The 17,611-nt window shown below is 70.1% G+C and carries 17 protein-coding genes; 5 read left to right on the top strand and 12 right to left on the bottom strand.

What is annotated here, in order from left to right; genetic code table 11:
* Positions 1 to 58: 58 nt before the first annotated feature.
* From fabF to fasR, 5 genes are all read right to left on the bottom strand, one after another.
* Positions 59 to 1,330, bottom strand: a complete 1,272-nt coding sequence (gene fabF / locus ACH4G3_RS07000) for a beta-ketoacyl-ACP synthase II (protein ID WP_037666980.1) — start codon at positions 1,328 to 1,330, stop codon at positions 59 to 61.
* Between the two features lie 86 nt (positions 1,331 to 1,416).
* Positions 1,417 to 1,665 carry an acyl carrier protein gene (locus tag ACH4G3_RS06995; RefSeq protein ID WP_003989952.1) on the bottom strand — a complete coding sequence of 83 codons (249 nt, stop codon included), beginning with the start codon at positions 1,663 to 1,665 and terminating at the stop codon, positions 1,417 to 1,419.
* An 81-nt stretch (positions 1,666 to 1,746) separates the two neighbouring features.
* Positions 1,747 to 2,748 (bottom strand): ketoacyl-ACP synthase III, encoded by a 1,002-nt coding sequence (locus ACH4G3_RS06990; RefSeq protein WP_397623518.1) that lies wholly within the window; start codon positions 2,746 to 2,748, stop codon positions 1,747 to 1,749.
* Between the two features lie 15 nt (positions 2,749 to 2,763).
* The gene (locus tag ACH4G3_RS06985; protein WP_397623517.1) at positions 2,764 to 3,699 is read right to left on the bottom strand and encodes an ACP S-malonyltransferase; all 936 of its coding nucleotides are present in this window, start codon (positions 3,697 to 3,699) and stop codon (positions 2,764 to 2,766) included.
* Positions 3,700 to 3,788: 89 nt separating this feature from the next.
* Positions 3,789 to 4,994 (bottom strand): fatty acid biosynthesis transcriptional regulator FasR, encoded by a 1,206-nt coding sequence (gene fasR / locus ACH4G3_RS06980; protein WP_397623516.1) that lies wholly within the window; start codon positions 4,992 to 4,994, stop codon positions 3,789 to 3,791.
* Positions 4,995 to 5,055: 61 nt separating this feature from the next.
* Here fasR and ACH4G3_RS06975 point away from each other — a divergent pair, with 61 nt between their 5' ends.
* Positions 5,056 to 5,712, top strand: coding sequence for a pirin family protein (locus ACH4G3_RS06975; protein ID WP_397624082.1), 657 nt, complete (start codon positions 5,056 to 5,058; stop codon positions 5,710 to 5,712).
* A 3-nt stretch (positions 5,713 to 5,715) separates the two neighbouring features.
* On the opposite strand, the gene ACH4G3_RS06970 is transcribed toward ACH4G3_RS06975, so the two are convergent.
* Both ACH4G3_RS06970 and ACH4G3_RS06965 read right to left on the bottom strand, forming a co-directional pair.
* On the bottom strand, positions 5,716 to 6,531 hold the full coding sequence (locus tag ACH4G3_RS06970; protein ID WP_397623515.1) for a serine hydrolase domain-containing protein: 816 nt from the start codon (positions 6,529 to 6,531) through the stop codon (positions 5,716 to 5,718).
* 18 nt (positions 6,532 to 6,549) lie between these two features.
* Positions 6,550 to 7,017, bottom strand: a complete 468-nt coding sequence (locus ACH4G3_RS06965) for a GNAT family N-acetyltransferase (RefSeq protein WP_397623514.1) — start codon at positions 7,015 to 7,017, stop codon at positions 6,550 to 6,552.
* 98 nt (positions 7,018 to 7,115) lie between these two features.
* Here ACH4G3_RS06965 and ACH4G3_RS06960 point away from each other — a divergent pair, with 98 nt between their 5' ends.
* Together ACH4G3_RS06960 and ACH4G3_RS06955 are read left to right on the top strand one after the other, a co-directional pair.
* Positions 7,116 to 7,580 carry a MerR family transcriptional regulator gene (locus ACH4G3_RS06960; RefSeq protein ID WP_354735368.1) on the top strand — a complete coding sequence of 155 codons (465 nt, stop codon included), beginning with the start codon at positions 7,116 to 7,118 and terminating at the stop codon, positions 7,578 to 7,580.
* Complete coding sequence (locus tag ACH4G3_RS06955; RefSeq protein WP_397623513.1) at positions 7,577 to 8,593, top strand: aldo/keto reductase; 1,017 nt, start codon at positions 7,577 to 7,579, stop codon at positions 8,591 to 8,593. The genes ACH4G3_RS06960 and ACH4G3_RS06955 overlap by 4 nt, the downstream gene beginning before the upstream one ends.
* 85 nt (positions 8,594 to 8,678) lie before the next feature.
* On the opposite strand, the gene ACH4G3_RS06950 is transcribed toward ACH4G3_RS06955, so the two are convergent.
* The 3 genes from ACH4G3_RS06950 to ACH4G3_RS06940 all read right to left on the bottom strand — a co-directional run bounded on the left by ACH4G3_RS06950 (position 8,679) and on the right by ACH4G3_RS06940 (position 11,517).
* A complete protein-coding gene (locus tag ACH4G3_RS06950) occupies positions 8,679 to 9,536 on the bottom strand; it encodes a DUF4429 domain-containing protein (protein WP_397624081.1) in 858 nt (285 codons plus the stop codon).
* Positions 9,537 to 9,602: 66 nt separating this feature from the next.
* A complete protein-coding gene (locus ACH4G3_RS06945; protein ID WP_397623512.1) occupies positions 9,603 to 10,811 on the bottom strand; it encodes an alpha/beta hydrolase in 1,209 nt (402 codons plus the stop codon).
* Positions 10,812 to 10,893: 82 nt separating this feature from the next.
* Complete coding sequence (locus ACH4G3_RS06940) at positions 10,894 to 11,517, bottom strand: TetR family transcriptional regulator (RefSeq protein ID WP_397623511.1); 624 nt, start codon at positions 11,515 to 11,517, stop codon at positions 10,894 to 10,896.
* Between the two features lie 115 nt (positions 11,518 to 11,632).
* Here ACH4G3_RS06940 and ACH4G3_RS06935 point away from each other — a divergent pair, with 115 nt between their 5' ends.
* Together ACH4G3_RS06935 and ACH4G3_RS06930 are read left to right on the top strand one after the other, a co-directional pair.
* Entirely contained in the window at positions 11,633 to 13,258 is a 1,626-nt protein-coding gene (locus tag ACH4G3_RS06935) for an MFS transporter (protein WP_397623510.1), read from the top strand.
* Between the two features lie 235 nt (positions 13,259 to 13,493).
* A complete protein-coding gene (locus tag ACH4G3_RS06930) occupies positions 13,494 to 13,805 on the top strand; it encodes a small hydrophobic protein (RefSeq protein WP_354735358.1) in 312 nt (103 codons plus the stop codon).
* Positions 13,806 to 13,875: 70 nt separating this feature from the next.
* Here the strand turns inward: ACH4G3_RS06930 and ACH4G3_RS06925 are convergent, their stop codons facing one another.
* A complete protein-coding gene (locus ACH4G3_RS06925; RefSeq protein WP_397623509.1) occupies positions 13,876 to 14,610 on the bottom strand; it encodes a potassium channel family protein in 735 nt (244 codons plus the stop codon).
* Between the two features lie 83 nt (positions 14,611 to 14,693).
* Positions 14,694 to 17,441 carry a pyruvate dehydrogenase (acetyl-transferring), homodimeric type gene (aceE, locus tag ACH4G3_RS06920; RefSeq protein ID WP_397623508.1) on the bottom strand — a complete coding sequence of 916 codons (2,748 nt, stop codon included), beginning with the start codon at positions 17,439 to 17,441 and terminating at the stop codon, positions 14,694 to 14,696.
* Between the last annotated feature and the right edge of the window lie 170 nt (positions 17,442 to 17,611).

Raw genomic sequence — 17,611 nt, 5'->3', positions numbered from 1 at the left:
AAACGGCGAATGGCCCGACCCCCCTTCGCGGGAGGTCGGGCCATTCAACGCTCAGCGATCAAACCGTCCGGAACGCCAGCACCACGTTGTGCCCACCGAACCCGAACGAGTCGTTCAACGCGGCGATACGCCCGTCGACCGGCAGCTTCCGGGCCTCGCCCCGCACCACATCCGCGTTCGCCTCGGCCTCGGGGTCGAGGTTCTCCACGTTGATCGTCGGCGGAGCCACCCGGTGGTACAGCGCGAGCACGGTCGCCACCGTCTCGACACCGCCCGCACCACCCAGCAGATGCCCGGTCATCGACTTCGTCGCGGACACCGCGATGTGGTCGGTGTCGTCACCGAACACCTTCCGCAGCGCCTTCAGCTCGGCGATGTCACCGGCCGGCGTCGACGTCGCGTGCGCGTTGACGTGCACGATCTCCGCCGGATCCAGGTCGGTCCGCTCCAGCAGGTTCTGCAGGGCCTGCGAGATGCCCCGCCCCTCCGGCTCCGGCTGCACGATGTCGTGGCTGTCGGCGGAGATGCCCTGCCCGACCGCCTCGGCGTACACCCGGGCCCCGCGCTTGGCGGCGTGCTCGGCGGACTCCAGGACGACGACACCGGCGCCCTCGCCGAGGACGAAGCCGTCGCGGGCCACGTCGTAGGGACGCGACGCGCCCTGCGGGTCGTCGTTGTTCTTGGACATCGCCATCATGTTGCCGAACGCGGCGATGGGCAGCGGGTGGATCGCCGCCTCCGTACCACCCGCGACGACGATGTCGGCACGGCCGGTGCGGATCATCTCGATGGCGTAGCCGATGGCCTCGGCGCCCGAGGCGCAGGCGGACACCGGCGTGTGCACGCCCGCCCGGGCACCCACGGCCAACCCCACGTTGGCCGACGGGCTGTTGGGCATCAGCATGGGAACGGTGTGCGGGGAGACGCGGCGGACGCCCTTCTCCTTGAGCACGTCGTACTGGTCGAGCAGCGTCGTCACGCCGCCGATGCCGGAGGCGATGACCGCGCCGAGCCGGTCCGGGTCGACGGCCGGGTCCTCGCCGGCCTTCGCCTCGAAACCGGCGTCGGCCCAGGCCTCCTTGGCCGCTACCAGCGCGAACTGCGCCGAGCGGTCGAGGCGGCGGGCCTGCGGCCGCGGGATGACCTCGGTCGGTTCCACGGCGACGGGCGCCGCGATACGGACCGCCTGCTCGGCGGCCCACTCCTGCTCCAGGGGCTTGACGCCGGAACGTCCGGCGACCAGGCCCTCCCAGGTAGAGGCTACGTCGCCACCCAGCGGTGTGGTTGCGCCGATACCGGTGACGACCACGGTGCGATTGGTCGGGCTCACGGGAATTCTTTCTCCAACGGATACGAGGATTAAGCGGCGCCACCGCCGGGTGGCGGGGCAGTCAGCCCAAGGGCCTGATCGACCGATCAGCCCTGGTGCTTGAGGATGTAGTCGGTCGCGTCGCCGACGGTCTTGAGGTTCTTGACGTCCTCGTCCGGGATCTTGACGTCGAAGCGCTCTTCGGCGGCGACGACGACCTCGACCATGGACAGCGAGTCGACGTCCAGGTCGTCGGTGAAGGACTTGTCCAGCTGGACGTCCTCAACCGGGATGCCGGCGATCTCGTTCACGATCTCGGCGAGACCGGCGACGATCTCTTCCTGAGTGGCGGCCATGTCGGCGCTCCTTCGTAGATGTTCCAGAGGGTGTGGCAGGTGTTTCTCCCGTGCCGGACCGCATGATCCGGCACGGAGTGCCTAGGGGAGGGTAACGACAGTCGCGGCGTAGACGAGACCCGCCCCGAAGCCGATGACGAGCGCGGTGTCGCCGCTCTTCGCCTCGCCGGTCGCCAGAAGCCGCTCCATCGCGAGCGGGATCGAGGCGGCCGAGGTGTTGCCGGTGGTGCGGATGTCACGGGCGACCGTGACGTGCTCCGGCAGTTTCAGCGTCTTCACCATCGAGTCGATGATCCGCACGTTGGCCTGGTGCGGGATGAAGACGTCCAGGTCGTCCGCGGTGATCCCGGCCGCGTCCAGCGCCTGCTGGGCGACCTTCGCCATCTCGAACACGGCCCAGCGGAACACCGCCTGGCCTTCCTGGGTGATCGCGGGGAACTTCTCGACCGTCCCGTCGCGGAAGTCCGTCCACGGCACGGTCTGCTTGATGGTCTCGGACTTGTCGCCCTCCGAGCCCCACACGGTCGGGCCGATCGCGGGCTCCTCGGCCGGGCCGACCACGACCGCGCCGGCGCCGTCGCCGAACAGGAAGGCCGTCGCGCGGTCCTCCAGGTCGGTCAGGTCGCTCAGCCGCTCGACGCCGATCACCAGGACGTACTCCGCCGAGCCCTCGACGATCATGCCCTTGGCGAGCGTGAGGCCGTAGCCGAAGCCCGCGCAGCCCGCCGAGATGTCGAAGGCGGCGGCCTTGTCGGTGCCCAGCTTGTCGGCGATCTCGGTGGCGACGGCCGGGGTCTGCTTGAAGTGCGAGACGGTCGAGACGATCACGCCGCCGATCTGCTCCACGGAGATGCCCGCGTCCGCGATGGCCTTGCCGGAGGCCTCCAGCGACATCGCGGCGACGGTCTCCTCGTCGGAGGCCCAGTGCCGCGTCTCGATGCCGGAGCGCGAGCGGATCCACTCGTCGGACGACTCGATCGTCTCCAGGATCACCTCGTTCGGCACGACCCGGGTCGGGCGGTAGCCGCCCACGCCGAGGATGCGCGCGTACGGGGCGCCCTTGCTGGGCTTGATCTTCGCCATGCTCTCGGGCTCCTTCTAAGCACTCTGCTCGGCGATGAGCTCGCGAGCCGCGTCGAGGTCGGCGGGGGACTTCAGGGCCAGCGTCTGCACGCCGGGCAGGGCACGCTTGGCCAGGCCGGTGAGGGTCCCGCCGGGGCACACCTCGATCAGGGCCGTCACGCCGAGCTCCTTGAAGGTCTCCATGCACAGGTCCCAGCGGACCGGGTTGGCGACCTGGCCGACCAGACGCTCCAGCACCTCGGTGCCGGCGGTGACCGCCTGCCCGTCCTTGTTCGAGACGTAGGTGACCTTCGGGTCACCGGTGCCCCGGGCCTCGGCGGCGGCCTTCGCCAGCGTCTCGACAGCGGGGGCCATGTGGTGCGTGTGGAACGCGCCGGCCACCTTCAACGCGACGACCTTGCGCACGCCCTCGGGCTTGTCCGCCTCCAGCGCGGCGAGCTGCTCCTTGGTGCCGGCCGCGACGATCTGGCCCGCGCCGTTGATGTTCGCCGGGGTCAGGCCGAGCTTCTCCAGGTGCGCGACCGTCACGTCGGGGTCGCCGCCGAGCAGGGCGGCCATGCCGGTCTCGGTGACGGCGGCGGCCTCGGCCATGGCGAGCCCGCGGGTGCGGACCAGGCGGAGCGCCTCCTCGTGGGGGAGCACCCCGGCGAGCGAGGCCGCGGTGAACTCGCCGACGCTGTGCCCGGCGACGGCGCCGACCTTCCGTGGGAGGTCGGCCGGGTCGTCGAACAGCATCGACGCGGACGCCATTCCGGCCGCGACGAGCAGCGGCTGCGCCACCGCGGTGTCGCGGATCTCCTCCGCGTCGGCCTCGGTGCCGTAACGGATCAGGTCGAGTCCCACGGCGTCCGACCAGGCCTCGAGGGCACCGCGGACACCGGGGAAGTCGAGCCATTCAGTCAGGAAGCCGGGCGTCTGGGCGCCCTGGCCGGGAGCGACGAGTACGAGCACTCTCACACTCTCTCTTGGGGACGGGCACGGCCGCCCGTGGGGACAGGGACGAAGAACACGAGGGGGTTTTGTCGAGCCCCGACAAAACCTTAGGGCTGGAGATCTCCATCGACCAGACGCCCCAGGATCAGCGCGATCCGCAGTGTGAACGCAGAGCGTACATCGGAGGGTGACCAGCCGGTGACGTCAGTCACACGTCGAAGCCGGTAGCGGACGGTGTTGGGATGCACGAACAGCATCCGCGCGGCGCCTTCGAGACTGCTCGCCTGTTCGAGATAGACGCTGAGGGTCTCCAGGAGCGCGGCCCCGGCCTCCTCCAGCGGTCTGTAGATCTCCTCCACCAGTTGCTCGCGGGCCGAGGGGTCACCGGCCATGGCCCGCTCCGGGAGCAGGTCGTCCGCCAGCACCGGGCGCGGGGCGTCCTGCCAGGCCGAACACGCCTTGAGGCCCGCCGCCGCGGCCTGCGCGGACCGGGTCGCGGCCTGGAGGTCGGGCACCACCGGGCCGGCCACGACCGGCCCGGCGGCGAACGGGCCGATGAGCGACTTGGCGACGGCCAGCGGGTTGTCGCTGCCGCCCGCGATGACGACCAGCCGGTCGCCGAGCACTCCGGTGAGCACCTGGAGCTTGGCGTGCCGCGCCGCGCGCCGTATGGCCTCGACGGTCAGTTCGCTGTCCCCGTCGGGTGCGGTGCCGAGCACGACACACACGTGCTCGGGCGAGTTCCACCCGAGGGCGGCGGCACGCGACACGGCGCCCTCGTCGGCCTCGCCGCTGAGCACGGCGTTCACGACCAGGGACTCCAGGCGGGCGTCCCAGGCCCCGCGTGCCTCGGCGGCCTGCGCGTACACCTGGGCGGTGGCGAAGGCGATCTCCCGGGCGTACACGAGCAGGGCCTCGCGCAGCACCCCCTCGTCTCCCGGGGCCGCGACCTCGTCGATCGCGGACTCCATGACCTCGATGGTGGTGCGCACCATCTCCACGGTCTGGCGCAGCGTGATCGCCCGGGTCAGTTCGCGCGGCGCGGTCCCGAACACGTCGGTGGAGATGGCCTGCGGGGCCTCCGGGTGCCGGAACCACTCGGTGAAGGCGGCGATACCCGCCTGCGCCACCAGACCGATCCAGGAACGGTTCTCCGGGGGCATGGCCCGGTACCAGGGCAGCGTCTCGTCCATCCGCGCGATGGCCTGCGCGGCGAGCGATCCGGACGACTTCTCCAGCCGCTTCAGCGTCGCGGCATGCGGATGGACGTCATGGGCTGCGGCCTGGTTCTTGCTGGTTTCGGGTTCGGGCACGGGACAAGACTGCCTTATCCGGACGGGTAGGTGCGTCGCCGGGTCTACGGTGGACTCCGTGATGGACATTCGGCGCGCCGAAGAGCGCTACCAGGGCGGTGACCCGGCGGCCGGAATCGAGAGCCGGCACGCCTTTTCCTTCGGGCCTCACTACGACCCGGACAACCTCCGTTTCGGCGCGGTGATCGCCTGCAACGAGGAGCACCTGGCGCCCGGCGCCGGCTTCGACGAGCATCCGCACAGCCACACCGAGATCGTGACGTGGGTGGTCGAGGGCGAGCTGACCCACCGGGACTCCACCGGGCACGAGTCGGTGGTGCGCCACGGGGACGTGCAGCGGCTGAGCTCGGCGGGCGGAGTGCGCCACGTGGAGCGCAACGACGGCCCCGGCCCCCTCACCTTCGTCCAGATGTGGCTGGCCCCGCTCCGGCCCGGCGGCGACCCGTACTACGAGGTCGTCCACGGCATCGCCGACTCCACGCCCTACGCCGTCCCGGAGGCCGGCGCGATGCTGCACGTACGGCGCCTGGCGGCGGGGGAGCGCACGGCCGTACCGGACGCAGCGTTCGCGTACGTGCACGTCGTACACGGTGAGGTACGCCTGGACGGCGAGACGCTGGGCGCCGGCGACGCGGCCCGGATCACCGACGCGAAGGCCCTGGAAGCCGAGGGTATGACGGAGACGGAGCTGCTGGTCTGGGAGATGACGACCCCGTAGGGCCTAGAGGTCGGCCAGCACCGCGTCCGTGAATACCGGCCACGCCTCGATCGCCCACGGCCCGAACGCCCGGTCCGTCAGCGCGACGCACGCGGCGCGGGCGTCGGGGTCGATCCACAGGAACGTCCCGGACTGCCCGAAGTGCCCGAACGTGCGCGGCGAGGACGAGGAGCCCGTCCAGTGCGGCGACTTGGAGTCGCGGATCTCGAAGCCGAGCCCCCAGTCGTTGGGGTTCTGGTGGCCGTACCCCGGCAGGACGCCCTTCGTTCCCGGGTAGTGCACGGTCATCGCGTCGGCGACCGTGCGGGGGTCCAGCAGGCGCGGGGCCTGCACCTCGGCCGCGAACCGCAGCAGGTCCTCGACCGTGGACACGCCGTCCTTGGCCGGAGAGCCGTCGAGGGTCGTCGAGGTCATCCCCAGCGGCTCCAGCACGGCCTGCCGCAGGTACTCCCCGAACGGGATGTCGGTCGCCTTCGCGACGTGGTCCCCGAGCTGCTCGAAGCCGGCGTTCGAGTACAGCCGCCGTTCCCCGGGCGGGGCCGTGACCTTGTGCTCGTCGAAGGCGAGTCCCGAGGTGTGGGCGAGCAGGTGCCGGACCGTCGACCCGGCCGGACCGGCGGGCTCGTCGAGCTCGACGGCCCCCTCCTCGTAGGCGACGAGCACCGCGTAGGCGGCGAGCGGCTTGGTCACCGACGCGAGCGGGAACCGCTGTCCGGCCGGTCCGTGGGTGCCCAGGACGGTGCCGTCCGCCCGTACGACACCCGCCGCGGCGGTGGGAACCGGCCAGTTCTCGATCAACGCGAGGCTCTTCAGCGACATGCGTTCGAGCCTATGCGCTCAGAGCGTCAGCTCCAGCAAGGGGTCGGGCTTGGGCCGGAAGCCGAGGGAGACGTACAGCGGCTCGGCCTCGGGCGAGGCGGTGAGCTGCACACGCCGGGCGCCGCGCTCCCGGAACCACTCCAGCAGCGTCGTCATGCACGCGCGCGCATAGCCACGGCGCCGGGCGGACGGATCGGTGGCGACACTGAAGACGAACCCCACCATGCCCCGCGGCTCGCCCGACTTCCCGATGCGGTAGTCGATCGTCCCGGCCACCAGCGACGCCAACGCCCCCGGCCGGTCCGGGTGGTCCACGACGAACGCCGTGAAGTCCCCGTCCGGCTCGCCCAGTTTGGACCTCAGCGTGGGGAGCGACTCCCCGTGCCAGACCGCGGAGGGGTCACCGAACAACGAGTCGATCATGATCTGGCGCAGGCGGAGGACTTCCTCGGCGTCCTCGGGCAGGGCGCGGCGTACGACACACATGACGCCCTACGCTAACCAGCCGGATCAAGAGCCGTCCTGCCGATTTCTTACCGTCGGCGCTTGCTTGGAGTGCACTCCAAGGTTCTAGCGTTGGGGTCATGACGGTGATGGAGACCACGGGTACCAGGACCGACACCTGCGCAGGCCCGCCCCAGCAGAACCGGCGTCCGGACGGCGAGGACCGCTACACGATCAGCGAGGTCGTCGCCCTGACCGGCCTGACGGCGCACACCCTGCGCTGGTACGAGCGCATCGGCCTGATGCCGCACATCGACCGGTCCCACACCGGCCAGCGACGCTACACCAACCGCGACCTCGACTGGCTCGACCTCGTCGGCAAGCTCCGCCTGACGGGCATGCCGGTCGCCGACATGGTCAGGTACGCGGAACTCGTGCGTGAGGGCGATCACACCTACGGCGAGCGCTTCGACCTGCTGAAGACGACCCGCGAGGACGTGCTGGCCAGGATCGACGAACTCCGGGGCACGCTCGCCGTGCTCGACCGGAAGATCAGTTTCTACGCGGACGCCGGGCGGGCCCTGGCGTCGGAGAGGTCCCGATGACGGACGGCAGGATCACGACGGCGAAGCTCGGCGACAACGGCCCGGAGGTGGGCGTCCAGGGCCTCGGCTGCATGGGCATGAGCTTCGCCTACGGCCCCGTAGATGCCGACGCGTCCCGGGCCACCCTCGAACGGGCGCTCGAACTGGGCGTCACCTTCTACGACACCGCCGACGCGTACGGCGCCGGCGAGAACGAGCGGTTCCTCTCGCCGTTCTTCAAGGCGCACCGCGACGAGGTCGTCATCGCGACCAAGTTCGCCCTGTCGATCCCCGCGGACGACCCGACACGGCGCGTCATCCGCAACGACCCGCCCTACATCCGCCAGGCCGTCGAGGAGAGCCTGAAGCGCCTCGACGTCGATGTCATCGACCTCTACTACATGCACCGGCGCGATGTGAACGTGCCGATCGAGGAGAGCGTCGGCACCATGGCCGACCTGGTCCGCGAGGGCAAGGTCAAGCACCTGGGCCTGAGCGAGGTGACGGCGGATGAACTCCGCGCTGCCCACGCGGTGCACCCGATCGCGGCCGTGCAGTCGGAGTGGTCGCTGTTCAGCCGTGACATCGAGACGTACGTCGTCCCGGCGGCCCGCGACCTGGGCGTGGCCCTGGTTCCGTACTCCCCGCTCGGCCGCGGTTTCCTGACCGGCTCCTTCACCAACGCCGAACAGGACCTGACGCCGGACGACTTCCGCCGCCAGCAGCCCCGCTTCACGGGCGAGAACGCGACGGCCAACGCGGCCCTGCTGGAGCTGATCCGCACGGTGGCCGACGCCCACGGCGCCTCCCTCGGCCAGATCGCCCTGGCCTGGGTCCAGCAGCAGGCGACGATCCGCGACCTCCCGGTCATCCCCATCCCCGGCACCCGCAAGCCCTCCAGGGTGGAGGAGAACACGGCGGCGACCAGGATCATCCTGACGGAGGAGCAACTGGACCTGCTGGACGGCATCGCGGCCCAGGTGGCGGGCAACCGCTATGCGGACATGGCGTTCACTTCAGCAGGCCGGGAGTAGAGAGGCCCTCTTTTCAGGGGCGCGGGGAACTGCGCGAACAACCACGCACAACCCGCGCCCGCCAACGCTCCGAACCCGGCAGACGCTAAAGCTCCGCCAACAATTCGGCCTTTTTGACCGAAAACTCCTCATCCGTCACCAGCCCGGCCTGATGCAGCTCCCCGAGATGCCGGATCCGCTCGGCGATGTCCGCAGGGTCCCGGCGCGGCGCAGCCGCGGGAACGGCGGCCACCGGACTGGACGTCCGCACCGCGGAAAGCACCGCCGCCGCGAACGGCAGCGACTCGTGCACAGGCCCGTACCCCAGCCCGAACACCACCGCCGCCGGATCCTGGTCGGCCTGCACCGCGGACTCACCCGCATCCCGCCGCAGCAACCGCAGGTGCCCCTCGAAGACCTCCGGCGACCGCCACTCCACCCCGTTGAGCTCCCCGACGGAGAAGTTCTGGTCCCCGGCCTTCCACTTCGCCGACGACGCCCCCGTCCAGAACCACCGGAAGCTCACAGTCCGCCCGTCGAAGGTGGCCTTCCCGTCGTACGCCTTGAACGACAACGGCCCCTTCGGCGGCTCCACGAGAAACCGCTCCGCCGGCCCGGACTCCGTCAGCAGCGACCGCAACTCGTCGGCGTAGTACTCCGCGAGGACCTCCCGGTCGGCGGGCAGCACCAGCCGGTAGGGATCGCCGCTGTCCTTGAGCTGTCCGGCGGCCGCCTCCATCAACGGATCCGCACCGGGCCGCGGCTCGACGCGCAGCACCACCGTGCCCCGCTTCCCGCGGGTCAGTGTCACCCCGGCGATCGCGTCCAGGGGCACACGCCGTTCCCCGAGCGCCTGGAAGAGCTTGGGTGTTCGAATCCCCCGTTCGTAGCGGATGAGCACGGAGTCGGACTCGAACTCCCAGGCGGCATGAAATCCGGCCAGTACGTCACCCATGCGGCTCATCGTATGCGGCACGCGCTCCTCCGTCCCCCTCCCGGGCAGACCGCAGTTTCTTCGCCTCTACGCGCGTCAGGCCGCGGCCGTGCCGGACAAACCGGTCCGGCAGACGCCTTCTTCGTGCGCGCAGTGCACCGAGCGGTATGCGCCAACGCCGATCTCTGCGAAATTCATCAGACTTGCCGTGCCCGGCTCGAAGTAGCCGGCGTGACCCTTCGCACCCTGCGCCGACAGCACCCGCGCACCGAACCCGGCGGACACCGGGTCGGCCCCGTGGCCCAGCCCGCCGACCTCCAGGTAGGGCACGTCCTGGATCCAGTCGTCGGCGTCCCGCATCGCCCACACCCGGGCGGTGGTGTGCAGCTGGGTGGCCTTCTCGACGCGCATGCCGGGGCTGCCGGCCACCGCGATGTCGGACACCCTGCCCGGCAGCGAGTGCGCGGCGACCCCGCACACCACGGAGCCGTAGCTGTGGCAGAACAGCGAGACCGGCGCGCTGTTCGGCAGCGCCCGCACCAGTGCGTTCAGCCGTACGGCCCCCTCCTCGGCGCGCAACCCCGTGGCCGAGTCGATGCCGAGTCCGCTGGGTGCCGTGTAGTCGGCCCAGGCGATCACGGCCGTACGGGTCGCGGGGCTCGCTGTCCGCTCGGCCGCGTACAGGGACTCGGCCATGCCGACGGGCGCCGAGTACTTGCGCTCGGTGCGCTGGAAGGTGAGCAGGTTGGTGTCCACGCCGGGGACGACGACCGAGACCCGGTCCGCCTCGCGCAGGTCGCCGAAGACCTCCGCGACCCGCCCCGAGCCCTCGGGATCGAAGGCAAGGATGTGGCGGCCCTTCTCCATGAGGTCGTCGTAGCGGTGCATCCGTCGGGCGGCCTCGTGCTTCCCGGCCGGGGTGAGACGGCTGTCGTGCATGCGTTCCCGCTCGACCTTGCGTGCCTGGCCGAGCGCGATGCGATTGGCGCGGTAGCGCAGTTCGACCGGGGCGCCGTTCATGTTGCCGACCGCGAGCGGATACTCACGGACCAGGCTCGCGCGGTCCCGCTCGGTGAGCGAGGCGAAGAAACGGGCCAGCTTCGTCGGCTGGGACTGCGGATCCGGCAGCCGGTGACCGCCGATCCGGCCGTGCTCCCAGGCGGAGAGCGAGGCCTGGAGCGGCGTGTCGCCCCGCTGGTTGCGCAGGGCCGTCCAGCCGGTGGTCGCCAGCATCACGAACACGACGGCCAGAGCGAGCAGTGCGCGCCAGACGTTCAGTTGCGGGGTGGTGTCGAAGGAAGTCACTGAAAGGACACACTAGGAGAACGAGAGGGTCTCGCGTTAACCAAGTGACCGGGATCACGTTTCGGTGGATGCGCTAAGGGGACTACTCCGTACGCCAGTTCCCGGCCAGGGCGGGACCCACCTGATCCAGGTAGGTGGCGGTGAGTTGGCGCATTCCTTCGAGCGTGAGGTCGTCCCCCGCGGACCACAGCCGCTCGGTGACACGAATCACTCCGCCGAAGAGGGCCACGACGATCCTGGGCCGCGGATCGGCGTCCACGTCGAGCCCCTCGCGTTCGGCGATGATGCGTGCGAGCTCCTCCTCCAGTTCCGCCGCCCGCCGCAGATGGGCAGCGAGCAGCGCGGGCGTCGACTCGATCACCCGGTAGACGCGCATGTGGAGCTCGACCGGCACGATCTCCTCGATCGTCTCGTTGATCCCGTCCCAGCTCTCCAGCACGGCCCGGCGCAGCGCCTCCAGCGGGGCCTCGCCCGGCGGCCGGGCCCGTACGGCCTCGACGACCTGGGTCTCCGCGAGCCGCGGCACGTAGAACGCCGTCTCCTCCTTGCCGGCGAAGTAGCGGAAGAAGGTGCGCTGCGAGACGTCGACGGCCGCGGCGATGTCGTCGACGGTCGTCTCCTCGTACCCGCGCGTGGCGAACAGTTCCAGGGCGGCCCGCAGCAGCGCGTCCCGGGTGCGCTGTTTCTTGCGTTCGCGCAGGTTCAAGAGGTGCCTTTCTCTGCAGGGTTTGCCCAGTTCAGGCTATACGGAAGTGTCATGTCAGTTACCGACTTGTGAATTGGTTTGTCAATTGTCAGTGGCTGTCACTAGCCTGCGGAGCATGACTAGTCAGACCACCATCGACACGACGGGGTCCGGGGGCGGGACACCGGCGGCGCCGTCGGACGCGACGCCGGGCAAGGGGCTGCGAGGGCACCCCTGGCTCACCCTCATCACCGTCGCAGTGGGGGTCATGATGGTGGCCCTCGACGGCACCATCGTGGCCATAGCCAACCCCGCGATACAGAAGGACCTCGGCGCCACCTTCGCCGAGGTCCAGTGGATCACCAACGGATACTTCCTCGCCCTCGCGGTCTCGCTGATCACCGCGGGCAAGCTCGGCGACCGCTTCGGTCACCGGCAGACCTTCCTCATCGGCGTCGTCGGCTTCGCCGCCGCCTCGGGGGCCATCGGTCTGTCCGACAGCATCGCGCTGGTCGTCACCTTCCGCGTCCTCCAGGGTCTCTTCGGCGCGCTGCTGATGCCGGCCGCGCTCGGCCTGCTGCGGGCCACCTTCCCGGCCGAGAAGCTGAACATGGCGATCGGCATCTGGGGCATGGTCATCGGCGCGTCCACCGCCGGCGGCCCGATCCTCGGCGGTGTGCTCGTCGAGCACGTCAACTGGCAGTCGGTGTTCTTCATCAACGTGCCGGTCGGTGTCCTCGCCGTCGTCCTCGGCGTCTGGATCCTGCTCGACCACCGCGCCGAGAACGCCCCGCGCTCCTTCGACGTCCTGGGCATCGCCCTGCTGTCGACCTCCGTGTTCTGCCTGGTGTGGGCGCTCATCAAGGCCCCGCCGTCCGAGTGGGGCTGGGGCGATCCCAAGACGCTGGCGTTCCTCGGCGCCTCCGTGCTGGGCTTCGCGCTGTTCGCCTTCTGGGAGACGAAGGTGAAGGAGCCGCTGATCCCGCTCGCGCTGTTCCGCTCCGTGGCGCTGTCCGCGGGTGTCGTGCTGATGGTCCTGATGGCCATCGCCTTCATGGGCGGCCTGTTCTTCGTGACGTTCTACCTCCAGAACGTGCACGGCATGAGCCCGATCGACGCCGGTCTGCACCTGCTGCCGCTCACCGGCATGATGATCGTCGGCTCGCCGCTCGCCGGCGCGATGATCACCAAGTTCGGCCCCCGCGTGCCGCTGGCCGGCGGTATGGCGCTCACGGCGATCGCCATGTACGGGATGTCGACGCTGGAGACGGACACCGGCAGCGGCATCATGTCGCTCTGGTTCGCGCTGCTCGGCCTCGGCCTCGCACCGGTCATGGTCGGCGCCACCGAAGTCATCGTCGGCAACGCCCCGATGGAGCTGTCGGGCGTGGCGGGCGGTCTTCAGCAGGCCGCCATGCAGATCGGCGGCAGCCTCGGCACGGCCGTGCTGGGCGCCGTGATGGCCTCCAAGGTCAACAGCGACCTCGCGGGCAACTGGACGAAGGCCGGGCTTCCGCCGCTGACGCCGGAGCAGGAGCACCAGGCGTCCGAGGCGGTCCAGGTCGGTGTCCCGCCGGTGGCGCCGGGCACGCCGGACGCGATCGCCGCGAAGATCACGGGCGTCGCGCACGACACGTTCATCTCCGGCATGAGCGCGGCGTCCCTCGTGGCCGCCGGCGTCGCCGTGGTGGCGGTGCTGGTGGCGTTCCTCACCAAGCGCGGTGAGAACGCGGGCGCCGGCGCGGGCGCGGCGCACATCTGACGGTCTTTTTCCGGGCGTTCGCCTATCAGGGTGAACAAGACCGCCGACCACTCCCCTCCGGCGGGCATCGCAGGTCACAGTGGGTCAAGTCCTCCGCAGGGCATGGAGGACGGACGCTGCGGCGCGCTGCCGGAGGGGGGCAGCGCGCAAGCAGCGTGATTGAGGCCCGTTGTGGGGGTACTCGCCATGTCGTACCCGAACCGAACCCCAACCGACTGAGGGTTTACGGGAGTTGATGATGGCGAGCTTCGGACACGGTACGCGCAGGCACCCCCGCTCACGTGGCCGGACGTGGTCACGGACCGGGCCGGATCGCGCGACGCTCGGAATCATCGGAGTCATCTGCGCGGTCGCCGGATTCTTCGTGCTGGGGATCATCCTCGGCCCTGTGGCGATCGTCTGCGGCTGGCTCGCCATGGGCCGCACGTGGGCGGGCTCCCGCCCGGCCACGGCCGTGGTCGCCCTGATCCTGGGCGCCATCGACACGCTTCTGGCCGTCATCTGGCTGGCCGGAGCGACAACCCCGGGCAACGGCATGCTGTTCTGACCCCATGCCGTCCCCGCCCGGGGAAGTGAGGGAAGGGCCTCCGGCGTCGAGCCGGGGGCCCACCTTCATGTCACTCCACCGACGTTCCCTTCAGCGCCGCCAACTCCCCCCGCAACGCCCGGACCTCCTCCGTCAGCTCCCGTATGGCCTCCGTCTGCCGCCGCTCCTCCACGTCGTCCTTGTCGAACCGCGCGATGAACCAGGCCGCGATGTTCGCCGTGACCACACCCAGCAGGGCGATCCCGGACAGCATCAACCCGACCGCGAGCATCCGCCCGAGCCCGGTCGTCGGCGCGTGATCCCCGTACCCCACGGTCGTCATCGTCGTGAACGACCACCACACCGCGTCACCCAGCGTCCGGATGTTCCCGTCCGGCGAATCCCGCTCCACCGACAGCACGGCCAGCGACCCGAACATCAGCAGCCCGACCACCGCACCGGCGACGTACGTCGTGAGCCTTATCTGCGAGGCCATCCGCGCCCGCTGCCCCACCAGCAGCAGCGTCGACACCAGCCGCAGCAACCGCATCGGCTGAATCATCGGCAGCAACACCGCGCCCAGGTCGAGCCAGTGCGTCCGTACGAACACCAGCCGCCGCTCGGCGAGCGCGAGCCGTATGACGTAGTCGAGCGCGAACGCGCCCCAGACCACCCACTCGACGGCCGTGCACACGTCCACCACGTCCCGGCTCGCGTCGGGCCGGACGATCGGCACGGCATAGGCGACGGCGAAGGCCAGGGCCAGGCCGAAGAGGGGCCGCTGCGTGTGCTGTTCCCAACGGAGTTGGGCCGACTTCTGCTGCATGGCCGAATCGTAGAAAAGGTGAAGGGGTGGTGTGCCCACGGTGTACCCGTGAGGCTCACCACCCCTTGACAGGGCCTGACGCGTTATGCGTCGCCGCCCGCGACCCCCGGGTCGGCCGCCGACACGTCGAGCAGCTGGTACCGGTCGATGGCCTGCTTGAGCACCGACCGGTCGACCTTGCCCTCACGGGCCAGTTCGGTCAGCACCCCCACCACGATCGACTGCGCGTCGATGTGGAAGAAGCGGCGGGCGGCGCCCCGCGTGTCCGCGAAGCCGAAGCCGTCCGCGCCGAGCGACTGGTACGTCTGCGGCACCCAGCGCGCGATCTGGTCCGGCACCGATCGCATCCAGTCGGACACGGCCACGACCGGGCCCTCCGCGCCCGCCAGCTTCCGCGTCACGTACGGCACCCGCTGCTCCTCCTCCGGGTGCAGCAGGTTGTGCTCCTCGCAGGCCACGGCCTCGCGCCGCAGCTCGTTCCAGGAGGTCGCCGACCAGACGTCGGCCTTGACGTTCCATTCCTCGGCCAGGATCTTCTGCGCCTCGACCGCCCACGGCACCGCGACACCCGACGCCATGATCTGCGCCGGGATCGAGCCGCCGGTGCCCTCGCTGAAGCGGTAGACGCCCTTGAGGATGCCCTCGACGTCCACGTTCTCGGGCTCGGCCGGGTGCTGGATGGGCTCGTTGTAGACGGTCAGGTAGTAGAAGACGTCCTCGCCGTGCGGGTGCTCCTCGGAGCCGCCGTACATCCGGCGCAGGCCGTCCTTCACGATGTGGGCGATCTCGAAGCCGAACGCCGGGTCGTACGCCACGCAGCCGGGGTTCGTGGAGGCCAGCAGCTGCGAGTGGCCGTCGGCGTGCTGGAGGCCCTCGCCGGTCAGTGTCGTCCGGCCGGCGGTCGCGCCCAGGACGAAGCCGCGCGCCAGCTGGTCGGACATCTGCCAGAACTGGTCGCCGGTGCGCTGGAAGCCGAACATCGAGTAGAAGACGTAGACCGGGATCAGCGGCTCGCCGTGGGTCGCGTAGGCCGAGCCGGCGGCGATCAGGGACGCCGTGCAGCCCGCCTCCGAGATGCCGTCGTGCAGCATCTGGCCGTTCGGCGCCTCCTTGTAGGCGAGCAGCAGGTCACGGTCGACCGACTCGTACTGCTGGCCGAGCGGGTTGTAGATCTTCGCGCTCGGGAAGAACGAGTCCATGCCGAACGTGCGGTACTCGTCCGGCGCGATCAGCACGAACCGCTTGCCGATCTCCTTGTCCCGCATGAGGTCCTTGAGCAGGCGTACGAAGGCCATCGTGGTGGCGATCGACTGCTGGCCCGAGCCCTTCTTCACGGTCGCGTACGTCTTGTCCTCGGGCAGCGGCAGCGGCTTGGACCGCACGACGCGCGTGGGGACGTAACCGCCGAGGCCCCGGCGGCGGTCGTGCATGTACTGGAGCTCCTCCGAGTCCGGGCCCGGGTGGTAGTACGGCGGAACGCCGGACTCCAGCTCCTTGTCGGAGATCGGCAGGTGCAGGCGGTCGCGGAAGCGCTTGAGGTCGTCGACCGTCAGCTTCTTCATCTGGTGCGTGGCGTTGCGGCCCTCGAAGTTCGGGCCCAGCGTCCAGCCCTTGATCGTCTTGGCGAGGATCACCGTCGGCTGGCCCTTGTGCTCCACGGCCGCCTTGTACGCCGCGAAGATCTTCTTGTGGTCGTGACCGCCGCGCCCCAGGTGCAGGATCTGGTCGTCGGTCATGCCCTCGACCATGGCGCGCAGGCGGTGGTCGTCACCGAAGAAGTGGTCGCGGATGTACGCGCCGGTCTCCGTGGCGTACGTCTGGAACTGTCCGTCCGGCGTGGTGTTCATCTTGTTGACCAGCACGCCGTCGCGGTCCTGGGCGAGCAGCGGGTCCCAGGTCCGGTCCCAGACCAGCTTGATCACGTTCCAGCCGGCACCGCGGAAGATCGACTCCAGCTCCTGGATGATCTTGCCGTTGCCGCGCACCGGGCCGTCGAGGCGCTGCAGGTTGCAGTTGACGACGAACGTGAGGTTGTCCAGGCCCTCGCGGGCGGCGATGGACAGCTGGCCCAGCGACTCGGGCTCGTCCATCTCGCCGTCGCCGAGGAACGCCCACACGTGCGACTTCGAGGTGTCGGCGATCCCGCGCGCGTGCATGTAGCGGTTCATCCGCGCCTGGTAGATCGCGCCGATCGGGCCGAGGCCCATCGACACCGTCGGGAACTCCCAGAAGTCCGGCATGAGGCGCGGGTGCGGGTACGACGACAGGCCGTACGGCGCCTTGGACTTCTCCTGGCGGAAGCCGTCCAGGTGCTGCTCGCTGAGCCGGTCCAGCAGGAAGGCGCGGGCGTAGATGCCCGGCGAGGCGTGCCCCTGGAAGAAGACCTGGTCGCCGCCGTCGCCCTCGTCCTTGCCGCGGAAGAAGTGGTTGAAGCCGACGTCGTAGAGGGAGGCGGAGGATGCGAACGTGGCGATGTGACCGCCGACGCCGATGCCGGGACGCTGGGCCCGGGACACCATCACGGCCGCGTTCCAGCGGGTCGCGTTGAGGATCTTCCGCTCGATCTCCTCGTTGCCCGGGAAGAACGGCTCGCTCTTGGTGGGGATGGTGTTGACGTAGTCCGTGCTGCGCATCTCCGGCACGGCCACGCGCTTCTCACGGGCCCGCTCGATCAGCCGCAGCATCAGATAGCGGGCGCGCTCGCGGCCGCGCTCGTCGACGGCGGCGTCGAGGGAGTCGAGCCACTCCTGCGTCTCTTCGGGATCGAAGTCAGGAACCTGACTCGGAAGGCCGCCAATGATGATCGGGTTGCGATCGGATGCGGAAGCCACGCTGTTCCTTACCTGTCAGAGGGCCCGCGAGGGCCGCTGTTTCGCTGGGGTCGCCGGTCGTGTCGCTCTGGCCGCGCCGCTCCCCATGGTCCACCTCGGGGCCGTAAACGTCATCTCTACCCAGTGGTAACCCGGGCGTGGGACCGGCTCCGTGACGTATGGGGCGAATA

Origin of the sequence: Streptomyces afghaniensis (genome assembly GCF_044327915.1) — a bacterium.
GTDB classification, from domain to species: Bacteria; Actinomycetota; Actinomycetes; order Streptomycetales; family Streptomycetaceae; genus Streptomyces; species Streptomyces afghaniensis.
Note: the sequence above shows the minus strand (reverse complement) of the source record. Positions and strands in the feature narration are given on the sequence as shown.